This window comes from Streptomyces kryoterrae (assembly GCF_054072135.1).
Map to the genome: position 1 here is coordinate 7,630,836 of NZ_CM133358.1, position 20,707 is coordinate 7,651,542.

19 protein-coding genes are annotated in these 20,707 nt (G+C 70.6%); 14 read left to right on the plus strand and 5 right to left on the minus strand.

The features are described from left to right. Positions 1–132 precede the first annotated feature (132 nt). Together ACW4TU_RS33820 and ACW4TU_RS33825 are read left to right on the plus strand one after the other, a co-directional pair. On the plus strand, positions 133–1,275 hold the full coding sequence (locus ACW4TU_RS33820; protein ID WP_457419460.1) for a glycosyltransferase family 4 protein: 1,143 nt from the start codon (positions 133–135) through the stop codon (positions 1,273–1,275). A gap of 80 nt (positions 1,276–1,355) precedes the next feature. After that, entirely contained in the window at positions 1,356–3,008 is a 1,653-nt protein-coding gene (locus ACW4TU_RS33825) for a GMC oxidoreductase (RefSeq protein WP_457419462.1), read from the plus strand. Positions 3,009–3,045: 37 nt separating this feature from the next. Here ACW4TU_RS33825 and ACW4TU_RS33830 read toward each other — a convergent pair whose 3' ends face one another. After that, positions 3,046–4,842 (minus strand): AMP-dependent synthetase/ligase, encoded by a 1,797-nt coding sequence (locus ACW4TU_RS33830; protein ID WP_457419464.1) that lies wholly within the window; start codon positions 4,840–4,842, stop codon positions 3,046–3,048. 346 nt (positions 4,843–5,188) lie between these two features. On the opposite strand from ACW4TU_RS33830, the gene ACW4TU_RS33835 reads away from it, so the two are divergent. The 6 genes from ACW4TU_RS33835 (at position 5,189) to ACW4TU_RS33860 (ending at position 10,514) form a co-directional block, all read left to right on the plus strand. Further along, on the plus strand, positions 5,189–5,944 hold the full coding sequence (locus tag ACW4TU_RS33835) for a metallophosphoesterase family protein (protein ID WP_457430458.1): 756 nt from the start codon (positions 5,189–5,191) through the stop codon (positions 5,942–5,944). A 133-nt stretch (positions 5,945–6,077) separates the two neighbouring features. Beyond that, on the plus strand, positions 6,078–6,518 hold the full coding sequence (locus ACW4TU_RS33840) for an SRPBCC family protein (protein WP_457419466.1): 441 nt from the start codon (positions 6,078–6,080) through the stop codon (positions 6,516–6,518). 229 nt (positions 6,519–6,747) lie between these two features. Beyond that, complete coding sequence (locus ACW4TU_RS33845; RefSeq protein ID WP_457419468.1) at positions 6,748–7,923, plus strand: ArsA family ATPase; 1,176 nt, start codon at positions 6,748–6,750, stop codon at positions 7,921–7,923. Positions 7,924–7,980: 57 nt separating this feature from the next. Continuing rightward, entirely contained in the window at positions 7,981–8,490 is a 510-nt protein-coding gene (locus ACW4TU_RS33850; RefSeq protein WP_457419470.1) for a DUF5304 domain-containing protein, read from the plus strand. Positions 8,491–8,604: 114 nt separating this feature from the next. Beyond that, positions 8,605–9,558, plus strand: coding sequence for an ROK family glucokinase (locus ACW4TU_RS33855; RefSeq protein WP_457419472.1), 954 nt, complete (start codon positions 8,605–8,607; stop codon positions 9,556–9,558). A 200-nt stretch (positions 9,559–9,758) separates the two neighbouring features. Beyond that, positions 9,759–10,514 carry an endonuclease/exonuclease/phosphatase family protein gene (locus ACW4TU_RS33860; protein ID WP_457419474.1) on the plus strand — a complete coding sequence of 252 codons (756 nt, stop codon included), beginning with the start codon at positions 9,759–9,761 and terminating at the stop codon, positions 10,512–10,514. 149 nt (positions 10,515–10,663) lie between these two features. Here the strand turns inward: ACW4TU_RS33860 and ACW4TU_RS33865 are convergent, their stop codons facing one another. Beyond that, positions 10,664–11,257: a hypothetical protein gene (locus tag ACW4TU_RS33865; RefSeq protein WP_457419476.1), complete on the minus strand. Its 594-nt coding sequence runs from the start codon at positions 11,255–11,257 to the stop codon at positions 10,664–10,666. Beyond that, positions 11,250–12,083, minus strand: a complete 834-nt coding sequence (locus ACW4TU_RS33870; protein ID WP_457430460.1) for an alpha/beta hydrolase — start codon at positions 12,081–12,083, stop codon at positions 11,250–11,252. Before ACW4TU_RS33870 ends, ACW4TU_RS33865 begins: the two co-directional genes overlap by 8 nt. A 189-nt stretch (positions 12,084–12,272) precedes the next feature. On the opposite strand from ACW4TU_RS33870, the gene ACW4TU_RS33875 reads away from it, so the two are divergent. The 4 genes from ACW4TU_RS33875 (at position 12,273) to ACW4TU_RS33890 (ending at position 16,158) form a co-directional block, all read left to right on the plus strand. Then, on the plus strand, positions 12,273–13,013 hold the full coding sequence (locus ACW4TU_RS33875) for a lysophospholipid acyltransferase family protein (protein WP_457419478.1): 741 nt from the start codon (positions 12,273–12,275) through the stop codon (positions 13,011–13,013). A gap of 124 nt (positions 13,014–13,137) precedes the next feature. Continuing rightward, positions 13,138–14,334 (plus strand): MacS family sensor histidine kinase, encoded by a 1,197-nt coding sequence (gene macS / locus ACW4TU_RS33880; RefSeq protein ID WP_457430462.1) that lies wholly within the window; start codon positions 13,138–13,140, stop codon positions 14,332–14,334. Between the two features lie 74 nt (positions 14,335–14,408). After that, positions 14,409–15,056, plus strand: coding sequence for a response regulator (locus ACW4TU_RS33885; RefSeq protein ID WP_457430464.1), 648 nt, complete (start codon positions 14,409–14,411; stop codon positions 15,054–15,056). A 73-nt stretch (positions 15,057–15,129) separates the two neighbouring features. Then, a complete protein-coding gene (locus ACW4TU_RS33890) occupies positions 15,130–16,158 on the plus strand; it encodes a 6-phosphofructokinase (protein ID WP_457419480.1) in 1,029 nt (342 codons plus the stop codon). Between the two features lie 45 nt (positions 16,159–16,203). On the opposite strand, the gene ACW4TU_RS33895 is transcribed toward ACW4TU_RS33890, so the two are convergent. Next, entirely contained in the window at positions 16,204–18,075 is a 1,872-nt protein-coding gene (locus tag ACW4TU_RS33895; protein ID WP_457419482.1) for an anthranilate synthase family protein, read from the minus strand. A 334-nt stretch (positions 18,076–18,409) separates the two neighbouring features. Between ACW4TU_RS33895 and ACW4TU_RS33900 the strand changes: the two genes are divergently transcribed. Further along, positions 18,410–19,762 (plus strand): class II 3-deoxy-7-phosphoheptulonate synthase, encoded by a 1,353-nt coding sequence (locus ACW4TU_RS33900; protein WP_457419484.1) that lies wholly within the window; start codon positions 18,410–18,412, stop codon positions 19,760–19,762. A gap of 176 nt (positions 19,763–19,938) precedes the next feature. Next, complete coding sequence (locus tag ACW4TU_RS33905) at positions 19,939–20,175, plus strand: (2Fe-2S)-binding protein (RefSeq protein WP_457419486.1); 237 nt, start codon at positions 19,939–19,941, stop codon at positions 20,173–20,175. On the opposite strand, the gene bfr is transcribed toward ACW4TU_RS33905, so the two are convergent. Next, positions 20,172–20,651 carry a bacterioferritin gene (bfr, locus tag ACW4TU_RS33910; RefSeq protein WP_164314527.1) on the minus strand — a complete coding sequence of 160 codons (480 nt, stop codon included), beginning with the start codon at positions 20,649–20,651 and terminating at the stop codon, positions 20,172–20,174. The two genes, ACW4TU_RS33905 and bfr, sit on opposite strands and share 4 nt — an antisense overlap. Between the last annotated feature and the right edge of the window lie 56 nt (positions 20,652–20,707).

Consider the following 20,707-nt stretch of genomic DNA (forward strand, 5'->3'; position numbering starts at 1 on the left):
GGCTGATTCATGGTGCGTCAACCGGTGGGCGGCCATGATCTCCCGCTCGGCTGTGCGAACGCCATCAAGCGGGGCCGGACACCTGTGAGGGTTCTGGGAGGGTCTGGGAGACGGTTCGGTAGGGTCGGCGGCGTGCACAAGACCCTGATCGTGACGAACGACTTCCCGCCCCGTCCGGGGGGTATCCAGGCCTTCCTGCACAACATGGCGCTACGGCTCGACCCCGACCGGGTCGTCGTCTACGCCTCCACCTGGAAGCGCGGCCCGGAGGGCGCCCGGGCGACGGCCGCCTTCGACGCCGAGCAGCCCTTCACCGTCGTACGGGACCGGACGACGATGCTGCTGCCCACGCCCGCGGTCACCGGGCGGGCCGTCGGGCTGCTGCGTGAACACGGGTGCACGTCGGTGTGGTTCGGGGCGGCGGCGCCGCTCGGGCTGATGGCGCCGGCCCTGCGGAAGGCGGGCGCCGAGCGGCTGGTGGCGACGACCCACGGTCACGAGGCCGGGTGGGCGCAACTGCCGGCGGCGCGTCAACTGCTGCGCAGGATCGGCGAGTCGACGGACACGATCACCTACCTGGGCGAGTACACGCGGTCGCGGATCGCCGCCGCGCTGAGCCCCCGGGCGGCCCGGCGGATGGTCCAACTGCCGCCCGGGGTCGACGAGAAGACCTTCCACCCGGAGTCGGGGGGCGCCGCGGTCCGCGCCCGGCTCGGGCTCACCGGCCGGCCCGTCGTCGTGTGTGTCTCGCGGCTGGTCCCGCGCAAGGGGCAGGACACGCTGATCCTGGCGATGCCCCGCATCCTCGCGGTCGAGCCGGAGACGGTCCTGCTGATCGTCGGCGGCGGGCCCTACGCGCGGGAGCTGCGCAAGCTGGCGCACGAGACCGGCGTCGCCGACTCGGTCCGGTTCACGGGGCCGGTGCCCTGGGCCGAACTGCCCGCCCACTACGGCGCCGGTGACGTCTTCGCGATGCCGTGCCGGACGCGCCGGGGCGGCCTCGACGTCGAGGGGCTCGGGATCGTGTACCTGGAGGCGTCCGCGACCGGGCTGCCGGTGGTCGCCGGTGACTCGGGGGGCGCGCCGGACGCTGTCCTGGACGGCGAGACCGGCTGGGTGGTGCGCGGCACCTCCGTGGAGGAGGCGGCCGACCGGATCACCGTCCTGCTGGGCGACGCCGAACTGCGCGCCCGGATGGGGGAGCGGGGGCGGGCCTGGGTCGAGGAGAAGTGGCGCTGGGACCTGCTGGCGGAGGAGCTGAAGGCGCTGCTGTGACGGCGGGCGTCCGCTGTTTTTGAACATGTGCTGGTACGCACCTACTAGGCGGAACCCAATATTCCGCCGATGCTGCGCTCATGACAGAAAAACTGATACACCGTCAGTTGACGCAGCATCAGCTGACGAGACGTCAAATACTGGGCATGGCCGCCTTCCAGACGGCCGCCGCCCTCGGATTCACCCGCGTCGGCCTCCAGTCCGCCCAGGCCGTCGAACCCGCCGCCGTCGAATCCGCCCCCGCGATCGTCATCGGTTCCGGATACGGCGGTGCGGTCGCCGCTCTCCGCCTCGGCCAGGCCGGCATCCGCACCCTTGTCATCGAGATGGGCCGCCTCTGGAACACGGCGGGCTCCGACGGCAAGATCTTCTGCTCCACGGCCGCCCCCGACAAGCGCTCCATGTGGTTCAAGACCCGCACCGAGGCCCCCCTCGCCAGCTTCCTGTGGCTGGACGTCGTCAACAGGGACATCCCGCCCTACCCCGGCGCACTGGACCGCGTGCACTACAACGACATGTCCGTGTTCCTCGGACGGGGGGTCGGCGGCGGTTCGCTGGTCAACGGCAGCATGGCCGTCACCCCGCTCCAGTCGTACTTCGCCGAGCAGTTCCCCGGCGTCAACGCCACCGAGATGTACGGCACCTACTTCCCGAGAGCCCGCGCGATGCTCGGCGTCAACAGCGTCGACCCCGCCTGGTTCGAGTCGACGGAGTGGTACCGCTTCAGCCGGATCTCCCGTAAGCACGCGCAGAACACCGGCCTGAAGACCACCTTCGTACCGAGCGTCTACGACTTCGACTACATGCAGCGCGAGGCGGCCGGTACGGCGACCAAGTCCGCGCTCGGGCAGGAGGTCATCTACGGCAACAACTACGGCAAGCGCAGCCTCGACAAGACGTACCTCGCCTCGGCGCTGGGCACCGGCAACGTCACCATCACCACCATGGAGCGGGTCAGGGCGATCACCCGGGCCGCCGACGGGACGTACGTCCTGACCGCCGACCGGATCGACGACACCGGCGCGGTCGTCCAGACCAAGCAGTACGGGTGCACCTATCTGTTCCTCGGCGGCGGCAGCATCGGAACCACCGAACTCCTCGTCCGGGCCCGGGAGACGGGCGCGCTGCCCGCGCTCGACGCCAGCGTCGGGACCGGCTGGGGGACCAACGGCAACGTGATGCTCGGGCGCGCCAACCACCTGTGGGACACGGTCGGGGCGAACCAGTCGACGATGCCGGTCATGGGCATCGACGACTGGGCCAACACCGACAACCCCGTCTTCGCCGAGATCGCCCCGCTGCCCACGGGGTTGGAACACTGGGTGAGTCTCTATCTGGCGATCACCAAGAACCCGCAGCGGGCGTCGTTCACCTACGACGCGGCGACCGACTCGGCACGCCTCGGCTGGAGCGCCGCCCAGAGCGCGGTGTCCGTCGCCATGGCCAAGAAGCTGTTCGACCGGATCAACGCGGCCAACAACACCATCTACCGGTACGACCTGTTCGGCACCGGCAACAAGGTGTTCGCCGACGACTTCACCTACCACCCGCTGGGCGGCTGCGTGTTGGGCAGGGCGACCGACAACTACGGGCGGGTGAAGGGGTATTCGAAGCTGTACATCACCGACGGCTCGCTGGTGCCCGGCTCGATCGGGGTGAACCCGTTCGTGACGATCACCGCGCTCGCGGAACGGACGATGGCGCGGGTCCTCGCCGAGGACACCGCGCCATGACCCGACTCCGGTACCAACTCCGGTACCAACTCCTGTACTAACCCTGGTAAATAGCCTCGATCTCGTCCGCGTAGTCCTTCGCCACCACATTGCGCTTGAGCTTCAGGGACGGCGTCAGGTGGCCCGACTCCTCGGTGAACTGGGAGGCCAGAATGCGGAACTTCCGCACCGATTCCGCCTTCGACACCGCGGCGTTGCCGTCGTCGACCGCGCCCTGGATCGCCGCGAGGAGATCCGGGTCATGGGCGAGCGACGCCGCGGTGGACCCGGCCGGCTTGCCGTGCTCGTCGGCCCAACGGCCCAGGAACTCCTCGTCGATGGTGACCAGCGCGCCCACGAACGGCCGCCCGTCGCCCACCACCATGCACTCCCCGACCAGCGCGTGCGCGCGGATACGGTCCTCGATCACGGCCGGGGCGACGTTCTTGCCGCCCGCCGTGACGATGATCTCCTTCTTGCGGCCGGTGATGCTCAGGTAGCCGTCCTCGTCGAGGGTGCCGATGTCGCCGGTGTGGAACCAGCCGTCGGCCAGCGCCTCCTCGGTCGCGCCCGGGTTGTTCCAGTACTCCTTGAACAGGTGCTCGCCGTGCAGCAGCACCTCGCCGTCGTCGGCGATGCGCACCACCGAGCCGGGCAGCGGCTGGCCGACCGAGCCGATCTTCTGCCGGTCCCAGGGGTTGAACGTGGTGGCGGCACAGGACTCGGTGAGGCCGTAGCCCTCCAGCACCGTGAAGCCGATCCCGCGGAAGAAGTGCCCGAGCCGCTCACCGAGCGGGGCGCCGCCGGAGATGGCGTACTCGCCCCTGCCGCCGAGGACGTTCCGCAGCTTGCTGTAGACCAGCCGGTCGAAGACCTTGTGCTTGAACCTCAGTCCGACCGACGGGCCGGACGGCTCGTCCAGCGCGCGGCTGTACGCGATCGCCGTGTCCGCCGCCTTGTCGAAGATCTTGCCCTTGCCGTCCGCCTGCGCCCTGGCCCGCGCCGAGTTGTAGACCTTCTCGAAGACGCGCGGCACACCGAGGATCAACGTCGGCCGGAACGCGGCCAGTTCGTCGGTGAGGTTCTTGATGTCCGGGACGGTGCCCAGCTTGATCGGCGCCATCATCGGCGCGATCTGCACGAGCCGTCCGAAGACGTGTGCGAGCGGCAGGAAGAGGAGGACCGAGCACTCGCCGGTCCGGAACAGGGGCCGCAGCCGCTCGACGACGTTCCCGCACTCGGCGAAGAAGCTGCGGTGCGTGAGCACACAGCCCTTGGGCCGGCCGGTCGTACCGCTCGTGTACACGATGGTCGCCGGGTCGTCGGCCTTCGTCCCCGCGCTGCGTTCCTCGACGGTCGCGTCGCTGACGTCCTTGCCGGCCCGCCCCAGCTCCTCCACCGCGCCCGCGTCGATCTGCCAGACGTGCTTGAGTTCGGGCAGCCGGTCGCGCACCGACTCGACGGAGGCCGCGTGACCGTCCAGCTCCACGATGATCGCGGTGGCCCCCGAGTCGCTGAGGATCCACTGCACCTGCTCGGCGGAACTGGTCTCGTACACGGGTACGGTCACCGCGCCCGCGCACCAGATCGCGAAGTCGAACAGGGTCCACTCGTAGCGCGTACGGGACATCAGGGCGACCCGGTCGCCCTGTGCGACCCCGGAGGCGATGAGGCCCTTCGCGGCGGCGTGCACCTCGGCGAGGAACGTCGTGGCCGTCACGTCCTGCCAGGCGCCACCCACCTTGCGGGCGATGACGGCGACATCCGGATGCTGCGCGGCGTTTCGGCGCACGATGTCGGTCAGATTTCCGTCCGCGGGGACCTCGTACAAAGCCGGAAGGCTGAACTCGCGCAAGACTGCTGCTCCTCATAGGGCGCCGGCGCCACGACGTTGTGCGATGCGACGGTGCGGTCCATGGCTCGGGCAAGTACTCACGGATCTCGTAGTTGAAATCCTGAGCACGACTGGACTGCCCGGACGTTACCCGCCGGTATGGCTTCTACGACAGGGGGTCCGCCGAGATGTTCGCGGCGTCACACGGCTGGGTGTCTTTTACGCACAGTAGTGCACGGTTTTCTTGACTGACCAGTAACCGTGAGCGCCTCCCTGTCCTGTTCACGCATGCCGCACACGCCTACCCTTGATCGCCATGGCACCCACACCGCGGGGCAACCCACAGGAGAAGAGGACGCGCGTTCATGTGGTCAGCGACGTGCACGGCAACGTGCGTGACCTGGCCGTGGCCGGTGCGGGCGCGGACGCCCTGATCTGTCTGGGCGACCTGGTCCTCTTCCTCGACTACGCCGACCACTCGCGCGGCATCTTCCCCGACCTCTTCGGCGCCGAGAACGCGAGCCGCCTCGTGGCGCTGCGCACGGCCCGCCGCTTCGAGGAGGCACGCGAGCTCGGGGCCCGGCTCTGGTCCGGCATCGGTATGGACCGGGCGACGGCCATCGAGAAGGCGGTACGCAGGCAGTACGCCGAACTGTTCGCCGCTTTCCCGACACCGACGTACGCCACCTACGGCAACGTCGACATACCGGCACTGTGGCCGGAGTACGCCGGCCCGGGCACCCGGGTCCTGGACGGGGAGCGGGTGGAGATCGGGGGCCGGACCTTCGGCTTCGTCGGCGGCGGGCTGAAGACACCCATGCGCACGCCGTACGAGATCAGCGACGAGGAGTACGCGGCGAAGATCGAGGCGGTCGGCGAGGTCGACGTGCTGTGCTCGCACATCCCGCCGGAGGTCCCGGAGCTGGTGTACGACACGGTCGCGCGCCGCTTCGAGCGCGGCAGCCGCGCCCTCCTGGACGCGATCCGGCGCACGCGCCCCCGGTACGCGCTCTTCGGTCATGTCCACCAGCCGCTGGCGCGGCGGATGCGGATCGGCGCCACGGAGTGCGTGAACGTAGGGCACTTCGCGGGGAGCGGGCAGCCGTGGGCGCTCGAATGGTGATCCCAGGGCCCGACGACCGACGGCGGCCCGGGTCCTGGTGGCAACGGCCTGCCCGCCGCGGGGTAGCCTTCACGCTGCACATACGTGCGCACCAACCCTCCCTCACCGGACCGCATCTGGAGGAGCCACTTCGATGGCGGAATTCACCAGTTCGAGCATCACGATCGAGGCGGCACCGAACGAGGTGATGGCGGTGATCGCCGACTTCGCCCGTTACCCGGACTGGACCGGCGAGGTGAAGGAGGCGCAGATCCTGAAGACCGACGCCCAGGGCCGCGCCGAGCAGGTCCGCCTCGTCATGGACGCCGGCGCGATCAAGGACGACCAGACCCTCGGCTACACCTGGACCGGCGAGCACGAGGTCTCGTGGACCCTGGTCAAGTCGCAGATGCTGCGTGCGCTGGACGGCTCGTACATCCTGAAGGCGGCGGGCGCCGGGGCGACCGAGGTCACCTACCAGCTGACGGTGGACGTCAAGATCCCGATGCTGGGCATGATCAAGCGCAAGGCGGAGAAGGTCATCATCGACCGGGCGCTGGCGGGGCTGAAGAAGCGCGTGGAGGAACCCAAGTAGTTTCTCGCCCCCGCCGCCCCTACCCGTCCCTCCCCCAGAGGGGGGACCCCCATCGGGGGCGCTGCCCCCGAACCCCCGCTCCTCAAACGCCGGAGAGGCTGGATATTCAGCCCGTTGGGGGTCCCCCCTCTGGGGGAGTTTGAGGACGAGGCCCCTTCAGGGCCGAAAGCGGGGGTCCGGGGGCGCAGCCCCCAGGGGTGCGGCGCAGGCACCGGTACCGTTCACCCACATGCGCACCCTCCTCCTTACCGGCCCCGGCGGCTCGGGCCGTACCACCCTCGCCGCGGCCACCGCACTGACCGCGGCGCGCGACGGCACCCCCACCCTCGTCCTCAGCACCGACCGCACCGACACCCTCGGCGCCGCCCTCGGCACCCCCACCGGCCCCACCCCCGTACCCGTACCGGGCACCCCCCACCTCACGGCCTGGCGCCCCGACGCCGCCGAGCGCTTCCGCGCCGACCTCACCGCCTTCCAGGACCGCGCCGCGAACGTCCTCGACTTCCTCGGCGCCTCCCGGCTCGACCCCGAGGAACCCACCCCCCTCCCCGGCGCCGAGGAACTCGCCCTGCTGCGCGCCCTGCGCGACGCCGCGCTCTCGGAGGCGTACGACCTCCTCGTCGTCGACCTCCCGCCCACCGCGCAGGCGCTCGCGCTCCTCGCCCTCCCCGAGGAACTCCGCCGCTATCTGCGCCGCCTCCTCCCGGCGGAACGCCAGGCCGCCCGCGCCCTGCGCCCCGTACTCGGCCGCCTCGCCGGTGTCCCGATGCCCACGGACTGGCTGTACGAGGCCGCCGCCCGCTGGGACGTGGAACTGGCCGCCGTCACCGCGGTCGTCGAGGACCGGGACACCGTCGTACGACTGGTCGCCGAACCCGGCCCGGCCGGCACCGACGCCGTACGCGCCGCCACCACCGGACTCGCCCTGCGCGGCCTGCGCGCGGACGTGCTGCTCGCCAACCGCGTCCTGCCGGAGCCCTCGACCGACCCCTGGCTGGCCTCCGTCACCGCCCAGCAGCGGAAGTCGCTGGAGGACTGGCAGGAGGCGTACGCCCTCCACCAGGTCCCGCACCTCGGACACGACCCGCGCGGCTCGGACGACCTGGCCGCCCTCCGCGCACCCGCCGTCAACCGGACCCCCGCCACCGTCGAGTGGCCCGTCACCGACGACCTCGCCGACGACGGTGTGCTCGTCTGGCACATTCCGCTGCCCGGCGCGATACGCGACGAGCTCGACCTGGTCCGGCGCGGCGACGAACTCGTCGTCACCGTCGGCCCGTTCCGCCGTATCGTGCCGCTGCCCTCGGCACTGCGCCGCTGCACGGTGGCCGGCGCCGCCCTGCGCGACGGCGAGCTGAGGGTCCGTTTCGCGCCGGACCCCGATCTGTGGCCGCAGGCACGATGAACGGCGTACGTCCATTCGGGTACCGTCGGAGAGACGAACCGTAGTCAGGAGCCCGCCATGAGCGAAGAGCGCCCCACATCCGAAACCGCTCGGGGGGACGCGGCCGACGAGGCACCGTACGAGACGCCCGCCTCCGACGCCGACGCCGACGCGTGGGCGAAGGCCTGCGCAGAGGACCTGGAAGCGGAGAAGGCGCGCCGCCGGGCCCGCTACGGCCGGCCGCCCGCCTCCGCCGCCGAGGAACTGCGCAAACTCGTCGACGCCGTCTCGGAGAAGCTGTCGTCCCTCCAGTCACCGCTGCTCGGCGCGGTCGCCCAGGGCACCGCCCAGCAGGTGGTGCAGCAGGTCGTCCAGCAGGCCAGGGCGGCCGTCGAACCGGTGATCGAACGCAACCCGGATGTCTTCGACCACCTGGCAGCCGCGGGCAACGAACTGCTCGCCGCCTACCGCTCGGCCGTCGAGACCCAGGAACGCCGCTGGACGACCCGGGAGGCCGACCGCGGAAAGAACCGGGGCGAGGACCGGGGTGACGGCACCGGCTCCGGCGAGCGCATCGACCTGGACTGACACCCCCTGCGTCACCTCCCGCCGGGCCCGCCCACCGTGCGGACGAAGGGCACCCGGCGACAGGGCCTCGGGTACGGTTGGCCGTAGCGGGGCTCCACCGAAACTGAGGGATTCATGGGACTCACCATCGGCGTCGACATCGGCGGCACGAAGATCGCGGCCGGCGTGGTCGACGAGGAAGGCAACATCCTCTCGACCCACAAGGTGCCGACCCCGGGCACACCCGAGGGCATCGTGGACGCCATCGCCGCCGCCGTCGAGGGCGCGCGCGCCGGGCACGAGATCGTGGGCGTCGGCATCGGCGCCGCCGGATACGTGAACCGCCAGCGATCCACGGTCTACTTCGCGCCCAACATCGACTGGCGCGAGGAACCGCTGAAGGACAAGGTCGAGACCCGCGTGGGCCTGCCGGTCGTCGTCGAGAACGACGCGAACGCGGCGGCGTGGGGCGAGTACAAGTTCGGCGCGGGCAAGGGCCATCGCAACGTCATCTGCATCACCCTGGGCACCGGTCTCGGCGGCGGCATCATCATCGGCAACAAGCTGCGCCGCGGCCACTTCGGCGTGGCCGCCGAGTTCGGCCACATCCGCGTGGTCCCGGACGGGCTGCTGTGCGGCTGCGGCAGCCAGGGCTGCTGGGAGCAGTACGCGTCCGGGCGTGCCCTCGTCCGGTACGCGAAGCAGCGCGCCAACGCGACCCCCGAGCACGCCGAACTGCTCCTCTCCCTCGGTGACGGCACGCCCGAGGGCATCGAGGGCAAGCACATCTCGATGGCCGCGAGACAGGGCGACGCGGTCGCCGTCGACTCGTACCGCGAACTGGCCCGCTGGGCCGGCTCGGGCCTCGCCGACCTGGCCTCTCTCTTCGACCCCTCCGCCTTCATCGTCGGCGGCGGTCTCTCGGACGAGGGCGAACTGGTCCTCGACCCCATCCGCAAGTCCTACAAACGCTGGCTGGTGGGCGGCAACTGGCGCCCGGTGGCCGACGTCATCGCCGCCCAACTGGGCAACAAGGCGGGCATGGTGGGCGCGGCGGACCTGGCGAGAGAACCAGACCCGATCATGTAACACCTTCATACGTGTAGCTGCTCGCCGTCCCCTTGCAGGGGGCGGCGAGCTGTTGCACCTAGGAGCGCGGGGCTGTGTCATCATGCGGCTCCGCCGCGCGGGCGCGACAAGCCACAGCGGGCCGTCAGACGGTCAACTACCGCACCCCGAACGGCGAGTTCCCGGCATTTCCCGCAACCGGCCTCCGTATCTTGACCAACATGGCGACCAACCCCCCGCTCCCCACCCCCCGCACGGACCCCGACGGTTCCGCCGTCATCCGAGTGCTCAGCTACAACATCCGCTCGATGCGCGACGACACCACCGCCCTCGCCCGAGTCATCACCGCCTGTGCCCCCGACCTCGTCCTCATCCAGGAAGCCCCCCGCTTCTTCCGCTGGCGCAAGAAACTCTCCCGCCTCGCGGCGGCCTCCGGCCAGGTGCTCCTCTCCGGCGGCGCCACCGCAGCCGGCCCCGCCCTCCTCTGCTCCCTGCGCGCGACCGTCGAACGCACCGACGACGTCCTCCTTCCGCTCACCCCCGGTCAGCACCGACGCGGCTTCGCGACGGCGGTCGTCCGCTTCGGGGGCGCCCGGCTCGGCGTCCTGAGCTGTCACCTCAGCCTGGAGAAGGACGAACGGTACGAGCAGTCCGGCCTGCTCCTCGACCGCCTCGCCGCGCTGGACGTACCGCACGCGGTCGCGGGCGGCGACCTCAACGAACGCCCCACCGGCCGCAGCTTCCGGCGCCTGGCCACCGGCCTCCAGGACTGCTGGACCACCGCCCCCTGGGGTACGGAGTACACCTCGACGCCCACCGACCCGCACCAGCGGATCGACGCGATCCTGGCCACGCCGGGCATCGAGGTCCTCGGCTGCGGGGTGCCGACGGGGCACCCGGGGGTGCTGGCGTCGGACCTGAGGGCGGCGACGGATCACCTGCCCGTGCTGGCGGCACTGCGGGTACCGGCATCCTGAGCCCGGCCCGCCGGGCAAAGTCCGGCGTCGGGGGGAACTGCCCGAGGGCGGCCACGGACCACCTTCCGGTCCTGGCCGCCCTCAGAATTCTTGTGCTTCAGACGCTCAAGACGCGTCCTGGAAACGTCCCCGGAGCCGGACCGCGGTCGTCAGACCACGGCACCCCGCCCCGGATCCTCCTCGTCCTCGTCGCCCTGCATCCGCATCACCAGCGTCGCGAACCCGCCGAGGAAGCCGCCGATGCCCAGCGTCGTCAGCCACCAGGTCATGTCCCAGCCCAGCAGCACGGCGAGCATCAGCAGAACCGGACCGCCGAGCACCGCCAGCCAGGCGAACCGGGCGGTCGTGTCGGAGGACGGCAGCGGAGGCGGCTCCGGCGGCACGAAGTGGCCCTCGTCGCCATCGTCGAAGTCGTCCTCCGACGCGTCGGAGGACGTGTAGTCGCGCGGGCCGCCGACGCCCGGGGCGAAGGCGACGGAGCTGCCCAGCGGCTTCGCGGGCTGCCCGTCGCCCTTGGCCACCTTGTCGGCGTTGCCCTTGGGATCGGGGTCGACGGTGTCGTCGGTGTCGTCGTTCGTGTCCGGCTCGAGCAGCGCCAGGTCCTCGACGGACTTGAACGGCTTGGCGCCGGGCGGGTCCGGCGGCTCGTCGCCGTACGCGTCCACGATCGCGGCCCACGCGGCCGCCTCGTCGAAGGGCACGCCCTTCTCCTCCGGCTCGCGGTCGGAGTCGTGCTCAGCCACCCGTGGCCGTCCCTTCCTGCTGCCCCACTTGGTCTCCCAGCCCCACCGAGTCCTTCGACTCCCCGGACCCCTTACCGGCCGCGGGTGCGAGCCGGAGGACGAACGCGTGGCTCTCCTCGAAGATCCTGTCCGCATCATGGTCCAACGTCGCGACGTGGTAGCTCTGTTCCAGCACGATCTCCGTCACGTCCGTGGACGACACCCGGCTGAGCACCCGGGCCGAGTCGGCCGGCGGCACCACATGGTCGGCGCGGCTGTGCAGCAGCAGCATCGGCTGGGTGACCTGCGGCAGCTCGCCGTCGACCAGGCGGTAGAACCTCCGCATCGAGTGCGCCGCGTGCAGCGGAACCCTGGGGTATCCGACCTCCGCGACGCCCTCCTTCTTTATGTCGCTCACGATGCCGGGCACCGAGGGCACCAGATGACGCACCACCGGAAGGGCGTACGCGGCAAGGCCGTGCACCTTGTTCGCCGGGTTGACGACCACGATGCCGCTGATCCGGTCGCCGTACCGCGCGGCGAGCCGCAGGGTGAGCGCGCCGCCCATCGAGAGGCCGAAGACGAACACCTGGGTGCAGCGCTCCAGCAGGGCGCGCAGCTCGCGGTCCACCTCCGCGTACCAGTCCTGCCAGCCGGTGAGCTGCATGTCCTCCCAGCGCGTGCCGTGCCCGGGCAGCAGGGGCAGCGAGACGGTCAGGCCGCGCTCGGCGAGGTACTCCGCCCAGGGGCGCAACGACTGCGGGGAACCGGTGAAACCGTGGCAGAGGAGGACTCCGACCTCTCCGCCCTCATGGCGGTACGGCTCGGCTCCAGGCAGGACCGGCACCATCGGTCTCCTGTTCATGGGGTGGGTGACTGGGGTGGGTGATCACGCGTGGAAGCCACGAGGCTTCGAGGCGTACTTCACCGTACGCGACCGCACTGACACCGACCAGGGCCGTCGGGTTCTTTGACAGTGCCGCGGGATAAGGTCTGATCCACAGACACAGGAGGCAGTCGGTTGTTGTACGGCGCGATGAAGCTTTCCGTCGGGGTCCCGCTGAAGGTCGCCTTCAGGCCCTGGGTGGAAGGCCTGGAGAACGTTCCGGCCGACGGCCCGGGGATCCTGGCGAGCAATCACCTGTCCTTCTCCGACTCGTTCTTCCTCCCCGCGGTCCTCGACCGCAAGGTCACCTTCATCGCGAAGGCCGAGTACTTCACGACGCCCGGCCTCAAGGGCAGGATGACCGCCGCCTTCTTCAAGGGCGTCGGCCAGCTCCCGGTGGACCGCTCGGGGGCGCGCGGCGCGGGTGAGGCCGCGATCAAAAGCGGTGTCGAGGTCATCGAGCGCGGTGAGCTGTTCGGTATCTACCCGGAGGGCACGCGCTCGCCCGACGGCCGCCTCTACCGGGGCAAGCCCGGCGGCCTCGCGCGCGTGGCGCTGGCCACCGGGGCGCCGGTCATCCCCGTGGCGATGATCGACACCGAGAAGATCCAGCCGCCGGGCAAGGTGATGCCCAAGCTGATGCGCCCCGGCATCCGCATCGGCAAGCCGCTCGACTTCAGCCGGTACCAGGGCATGGAACACGACCGTTTCGTACTCCGGGCCGTGACCGACGAGGTCATGTACGAGATCATGAAGCTCTCCGGCCAGGAGTACGTCGACATCTACGCGTCGGCCGCCAAGCGCCGGATCGCGGAAGCCGCGAAGGCGGAGAAACTGGCGGAGAAGCAGGCGCAGAAGGCCCTGGAGAAGGAACGGTTGGGCACCAAGTAGCAGTACCTGGGGGCGGGTTCGGGGATGGGCGGGGGACATGGCCGTACGTGAGAAGGCCGTAGACGAGGCGGCCGTGGATGAGACGGCCGGGCGTCGGCGGACCGGACGTCCGAGGATCGCGCGGATGTCGGTCGAGCAGCCGCTGTGGCGTGCGCTGGCCGGCTACCGGGTGCTCACCATGCTGTACGCGGTGGGGTTCTTCGCCACCGCCTACGACGGGTTCCAGCGTCCCTGGGTCGCCGTCGCCTACTACTGCGTCCTGTTCGTCTGGACCCTGGCCACCCTGCCCTGGGTCGCGAACGCGGCCAGTTGCACCAAGCGCTTCCTCGCCGCCGACCTCACGGTCGCCCTCACCGGCATCCTCCTCACGCCCCTCGCCGACACCCATGAACGCGTCCAGTCGGGCGGCCCGACCCTGCCGTCGATATGGACCGCGGGCGCTGTGCTGGCCTTCGCGATCAAGGGCGGCTGGCGCTGGGCGGCCGTCGCCTCGACGCTGGTAGCCGTAGTGAACCTGGTCGAGCGCGGCACCCCGGCCCGCGACACCGTCCACAACGTGGTCCTGGTGTGGGTCGCCTCCATCGCCATCGGATACGTCGTCGAGGTCGCCCGCGCCTCCGAGCGCACCCTCGCCCGCGCCCTGGAGATCCAGGCCGCGACCCGCGAACGGGAGCGGCTCGCCCGGGACATCCACGACAGCGTCCTCCAGGTACTGGCGATGGTGCAGCGGCGCGGTGCCGTGCTCGGCGGCGAGGCCGGGGAACTGGGCCGGATGGCCGGCGAGCAGGAGGTCGCGCTGCGTGCCCTCGTCTCCGCCGGCCTCGTACCGGAGCCCGGGGCGCCGGGCACCGCCGTACACGCGGCGGGGGAGTCCGCGCCGGCCGGACCGGACGCGCCGGACCCGGTGGACCTGCGCACCCTGCTCGTCCCGTACGCCACCTCGACGATCACCCTCTCCGAGCCCGGTGCCCCCGTGCCGCTCGCCCGGGCCGCGGCGAAGGAGCTGGCCGCCGCGGTCGGCGCCGCCCTGGACAACGTACGGAAGCACGCCGGGGAGGGCGCCCGGGCCTGGATCCTGGTCGAGGACGAGCCGGACTCCGTCGTCGTGACCGTGCGCGACGACGGGCCGGGCATCCCGGAGGGGCGGCTCGCGCAGGCCGAGGGCGAGGGGCGGCTCGGGGTGGCCCAGTCGATCCGCGGCCGGCTGCGCGACCTCGGCGGCGACGCCGAACTGATCTCGGTGCCGGGGCAGGGCACCGAGGTCGAACTGAAGGTACCGAAGGACACCAGAGCGGCACGGGGGAAGGCGGAGCGGCGATGACGGCCACCGGGAACGGGAACAAGGGCATGAGTGGGGACGGGGACGGGGAAGCACGCCAGGGCCCGCTGCGGGTGATGGTGGTGGACGACCACCCCATGTGGCGCGACGCGGTCGCCCGCGACCTGGCCGAGTCCGGGTTCGACGTGGTCGCCACGGCGGGCGACGGCGAGCAGGCCGTACGCCGTGCCCGCGCCGTCGCACCGGACGTCCTCGTGCTCGACCTGAACCTGCCCGCCAAACCCGGCGTCCAGGTCTGCAAGGAACTGGTCGGGTCCAACCCCGCCCTGCGGGTACTGGTCCTCTCGGCGAGCGGCGAGCACGCCGACGTGCTGGAGGCGGTGAAGTCGGGCGCGACCGGCTACCTGCTGAAGTCGGCCTCGACGGAGGAACTCCTGGACGCGGTGCGCCGTACGGCGGTCGGCGACCCGGTGTTCACCCCGGGCCTGGCCGGTCTGGTCCTCGGCGAGTACCGCCGGCTGGCCTCCGAGCCCGCCCCGGCCGCGGGCGCCGACGAGCCCAGGGCCCCGGAGCTCACCGACCGCGAGACGGAGGTGCTGCGGCTGGTGGCCAAGGGCCTCAGCTACAAGCAGATCGCCGAACGCCTGGTCATCTCCCACCGCACGGTCCAGAACCACGTCCAGAACACCCTGGGCAAGCTGCAGCTGCACAACCGGGTGGAACTGGTGCGGTACGCGATACAGCGCGGCCTGGACGACGAGTGAGAAGCCTCGACGCCGAGTGAGGCGCACGTCACACTGATCCTTCGTCAGGAACCCGCGGCGAAGGGACATTTCCATGCGCGTCGGAGTACTGACCGGAGGCGGCGACTGCCCCGGGCTCAACGCCGTCATCCGGGCCATCGTCCGCAAGGGCGTACAGGAGTACGAGTACGACTTCGTCGGCTTCCGGGACGGCTGGCGAGGTCCGCTGGAGGGCGCGAGCGTGCGCCTCGACATCCCCGCCGTCCGCGGCATCCTTCCGCGCGGCGGCACCATCCTCGGCTCCTCGCGGACCAACCCCCTCAAGCAGGAGAACGGCATCGCCCGCATCCGGGAGAACCTCGCCGCGCTGGAGGTCGACGCGCTCATCGCGATCGGCGGCGAGGACACCCTCGGCGTCGCGGCCCGCCTCACCGACGAGTACGGGGTGCCGGTCGTCGCCGTACCGAAGACGATCGACAACGACCTGTCCGCCACCGACTACACCTTCGGCTTCGACACCGCGGTCGGCATCGCGACGGAGGCGATCGACCGGCTGCACACCACCGCCGAGTCGCACATGCGCGTCCTCGTCTGCGAGGTGATGGGCCGCCACGCCGGCTGGATCGCTCTCCACTCCGGCCTCGCCGGCGGCGCGAACGTCATCCTCATCCCCGAACAGCGCTTCGACATCGAACAGGTGTGCGCCTGGGTGACCTCGCGCTTCAGTGCCTCCTACGCGCCGATAGTGGTCGTCTCGGAAGGCGCCATGCCCAAGGACGGCGACTTGGTGCTGAAGGACCAGACCCTCGACTCCTTCGGCCATGTGCGCCTGTCCGGCGTCGGCGAATGGCTGGCCAAGGAGATCGAGAAGCGGACCGGCAAGGAGGCGCGCACCACGGTGCTGGGTCATGTCCAGCGCGGTGGCACACCCAGCGCCTTCGACCGCTGGCTCGCCACCCGTTTCGGCCTGCACGCCATCGAGGCGGTCCGCGACGGCGACTTCGGCAAGATGGTCGCCCTGCGCGGCACGGACATCGTCCGCGTCCCGATCGCGGAGGCCACGGCGAAACTCAAGACGGTCGACCCGAAGCTGTACGAGGAGGTCGGCGTCTTCTTCGGCTGACGGCGCGCAAGGGCGCCCGGGCAACGGCCCGGGCGCCCGTCCGCCTCACCCGAGGGTGCCCGCACCCCGCAGCCGCCCCATCAACTCCCGTACGACAGCGGCACCGTTGAGCGTCAGCACCGACTCCGGATGGAACTGCACACCCGCGAACCCGGGCCCCCGCAGCGCGTGCACCTCCCCGCTCGCGCTCCGGCTGACCTCGACCTCGCGCGCCGCCAGCTCCCTGGACGCCTCGTCGTCGCAGTGCGCCACGAAGCTGTTGTAGAAACCGACGGTCTCCGGCCGCCCGAACAGATCGATCTCCGTCTGCGCGCCCTGGTACGGCACTTCCTTCCGTACGATCCCCAGCCCCAGCTCCGCCGCGATCAGCTCGTGCCCGAGACAGACCCCGAGGACACCGTGCCGGTGGTCCCGCACGACCTCGGCGGTCAGTTCGCGCAGGAACCGCATCCTCGGGTCGGTCAGGTCACCCGGGTCACCGGGGCCGGGCCCGAGAACCAACGGTCCTTCATGCCGTACGACGGCCTCCCGCAGCCCCGGCTCTTCGTAGCGCCGCACGGTCACGTCGAGGCCCGAGGACCGCAGGACGTGCGCGAGCATCGCCGTGAAGGTGTCCTCGGCGTCGATGACCAGGGCGTGCCCGGTCAGCTCCGTTCCCTTTTCGGTGGCTTCCCGCATCCGCAGCCAGAACGGCGCCAGCGAGGCCCGCCGCCCGTCCAGCGCCGCCCGCACCCGCGGATCGTCCATCAGCCGCGGCCGTACGCCCGCCTCCCGGGGTCTTCCCGGTACGACACCGAGCGCCGCCAGCACCCCGGCCGCCTTGGCGTGGGTCTCGGCGACCTCCCCCGCCGGGTCCGAGCCACGGACGAGCGTGGCACCGACCGGCACCCTCAGCCGCCCGTCCGGCGCGATGTCGGCGGTCCGGATGAGGATCGGCGAGTCGAGGGTCTGCGCCCCGCCCGCATCCCGCCCGACGAGCGCCAACGCGCCCGCGTAATAACCGCGCCCACCGACCTCGTGCCGCTCGATCACCCGGCAGGCGTTCTGGACGGGCGAGCCGGTGACCGTCGCCGCGAACATGGTCTCCTTCAGCACCTCGCGCACATCCAGCGAGGACCGCCCCCGCAACTCGTACTCCGTGTGCGCGAGATGGGCCATCTCCTTCAGCCGGGGCCCGATCACCACCCCGCCCATGTCGCCGACGGTGCACATCATCTTGAGCTCCTCGTCGACGACCATCGACAGCTCCTCGATCTCCTTGCCGTCGGCGAGGAAGGAGAGCAGGTGCTCGGGGGTGGGCCCCTCGGCCGGATAGCGGTACGTGCCGCTGATCGGGTTCATGACCACGGTCCCGCCGGACATCCGGACGTGCACCTCGGGACTGGCGCCCACGAGAGTCCGCTCACCGGTGTGCACGACGAACGTCCAGTAGGCGCCTCGCTCCCCCACCAGCAGCCGCCGGAACAGGGCGAGGGCGTCGGCGCGTCCGAACCCCGAGATCTCGCCCTCGTACGTCCGCCGGATGACGAAGTTCGCTCCTTCGCCGCGCCCGATCTCCTCCCGCAGCACCCGCCCGACGATGTCCGCGTACTCCTCGTCGCCGACGTCGAAGCCACCGCCCTCGACCCGCACGTCGTGCGCGGGGAGCTGGGCCAGCGCCTCCCGCAGCGGGAGTTCGTACGTCTCCTCGGGCGTGAGCACCGTGAGCGGAGTGCCGTCGTCGCGGACGTCGAAGCCGCGCTCGCGGATCTGGCGGAAGGGGATGAGGGCGAGACCCTCGTCGGGAATGTCGGCGAGCCGGTCGTACGTGCTCACCGGGCCGAGCAGCAGTTCGACCACGGCGTGGTCGTGACCCGGGGTACGGCGGCGGAGCAGCGCGAACGGGCGGTTGTCGTGCAGGAGCCGGTCGAGTCGCATCGTTCCTCTTCCATCGATCGATGAACAGATCAGTGATCGGGAGGAACGGCCCGGCGCGGAAGTCCGCGGAAACACCGAAGGCCGCCCCTCGGGCGGCCTTCGCGAAGTCTTGCGTACGCGCAGTCAGTGGGCCGCCGAGTGAGCGGGCCACCACCAGTTCTGGTTCTGGGTCGAGTGCGCGAACATGCGACGGACCATACACCACGGGTCACGGGCAGATCGTGAACCGGCGCACGGACCGGCCGTTCCGTTCACCGGACCCGAACGAGCGAACCGCGTCTCACTTGATGAGCAGGCGGATGGACGCCCGACACGACCCCGTAATGTTGAGCCCGTGACCGTGAACGCTAAGACCAGCGCCAGCGCCGGCAACACCTGGCGAGACCTGCCCGCGGCGCAGCAGCCCGAGTACCCCGACACCGAGGCTCTGCGCGCAGTCGTTGCGGAGCTCGAGTCGTATCCGCCGCTCGTCTTCGCGGGCGAGTGCGACCAGCTGCGCGCCCGGATGGCGGCCGTCGCCAAGGGAGAGGCGTTCCTCCTCCAGGGCGGCGACTGCGCGGAGTCCTTCGACGCTGTCGGCGCCGACCACATCAGGGCCAAGCTGAAGACCCTCCTGCAGATGGGTGCCGTCCTCACCTACGCGGCCTCCGTGCCGGTGGTGAAGGTCGGCCGGATCGCCGGCCAGTACTCCAAGCCGCGCTCCAAGGGCACCGAGACCCGCGACGGCGTGACCCTGCCGACCTATCGCGGTGACTCGGTCAACGGCTTCGACTTCGACGAGAAGTCCCGGATCCCGGACCCCGAGCGCCTGAAGCGGATGTACAACGCCTCCGCCTCCACGCTCAACCTGGTCCGCGCCTTCACCACCGGCGGGTACGCCGACCTGCGCCAGGTGCACGCCTGGAACCAGGACTTCGTGAAGTCGTCCCCGTCCGGCCAGCGGTACGAGCAGCTGGCCCGCGAGATCGACAACGCGCTGAACTTCATGCGCGCCTGCGGCACGGACCCGGCCGAGTTCCAGACGGTCGAGTTCTACTCCTCGCACGAGGCACTCCTGCTGGACTACGAGTCGGCGCTGACCCGCGTCGACTCCCGCACCGGACGGCTCTACGACGTCTCGGCGCACATGGTCTGGATCGGTGAGCGCACCCGGCAGCTGGACGGCGCGCACATCGAGTTCGCCTCCCAGGTCCGCAACCCGATCGGCATCAAGCTCGGCCCGACGACGACGGCCGAGGAGGCGCTGCGGTACATCGAGCGCCTCGACCCGGACCGTGAGCCGGGCCGGCTGACCTTCATCGTCCGTATGGGCGCCGACAAGGTCCGCGACAAGCTGCCCGAGCTGGTCGAGAAGGTCACGGCGTCGGGTTCGACGGTGGCCTGGATCACCGACCCGATGCACGGCAACACCTACGAGGCGGCCTCCGGCCACAAGACCCGCCGCTTCGACGATGTGCTCGACGAGGTCAAGGGCTTCTTCGAGGTCCACAAGGAGCTCGGCACGCACCCCGGCGGTATCCATGTGGAGCTGACCGGCGACGACGTCACCGAGTGCGTGGGCGGCGGCGACGAGATCTTCGTCGACGACCTGCACCACCGCTACGAGACGGCCTGCGACCCCCGGCTGAACCGCAGCCAGTCGCTCGACCTGGCGTTCCTGGTCGCGGAGATGTACCGGGACCAGTAGCAGATCACCAGTTGTTGCGCCTCTTACCGGCGCGTGCCATGGGGCGCGGATCACATACGATCCGCGCCCCACACCACTTTTCGGGCACCCGCGAGCCGGGTAAGGTTAGGTTTGCCTCACCGGCCAGACGGACATGCTTGGTCTTGGTGCGGCACGACCTTTGGCCCCGTCGGGAGGTGACCCGCGTGTACGTCTGCAACTGCTTCGGAGTGACCGAGACGCAGGTGAAGAAGCATGCGGCGGACGGCGCCAGCACCCCCCGGCAGATAGCGTCGGCCTGCAAGGCGGGCACGGACTGCGGCTCGTGCGTACGACGCATCCAGGCGCTGCTGGGCAGGGGCACCTGCCCGACCCGCGGGCTCGTGGACGAGGGCCGACAGGTCCTGGCCGAACAGCTGGACGAGGCTGCCTAGCTCTCCGGCTGCTCGATGAGCTGCGCGATGTAGAGCGGCTCGCCGAGCTTCTCCACCAGTTCCAGCTGAGTGTCCAGGTAGTCGATGTGGTGCTCCTCGTCCGCGAGGATCGACTCGAAGATGTTCGCGGACGTGATGTCGCCCTTGCCGCGCATGACCTCGATACCGCGCTTGAGGCGGTCGATCGCCTCGACCTCGACCTGCCGGTCCGCCTGGAACATCTCCGTGAGGGTCTGGCCCACCCGCACATGGAAGAGCCGCTGGTAGTTCGGCAGGCCCTCCAGGAACAGGATCCGGTCGGTGAGGATCTCCGCGTGCTTCATCTCGTCGATGGACTCGTGCCGCGTGTACTTCGCGAGCTTCGTCCAGCCGAAGTTCTCCTGCATTTTCGCGTGCAGGAAGTACTGGTTGATCGCCGTGAGTTCAGCGGTCAGCTGCTCGTTGAGGAATTCGAGGACCTCGGGGTCGCCCTGCATCGCAGAGGCTCCTTCCAAACGGGGACTTGCTGGGTTGCCGCCGAATGATCGCATCG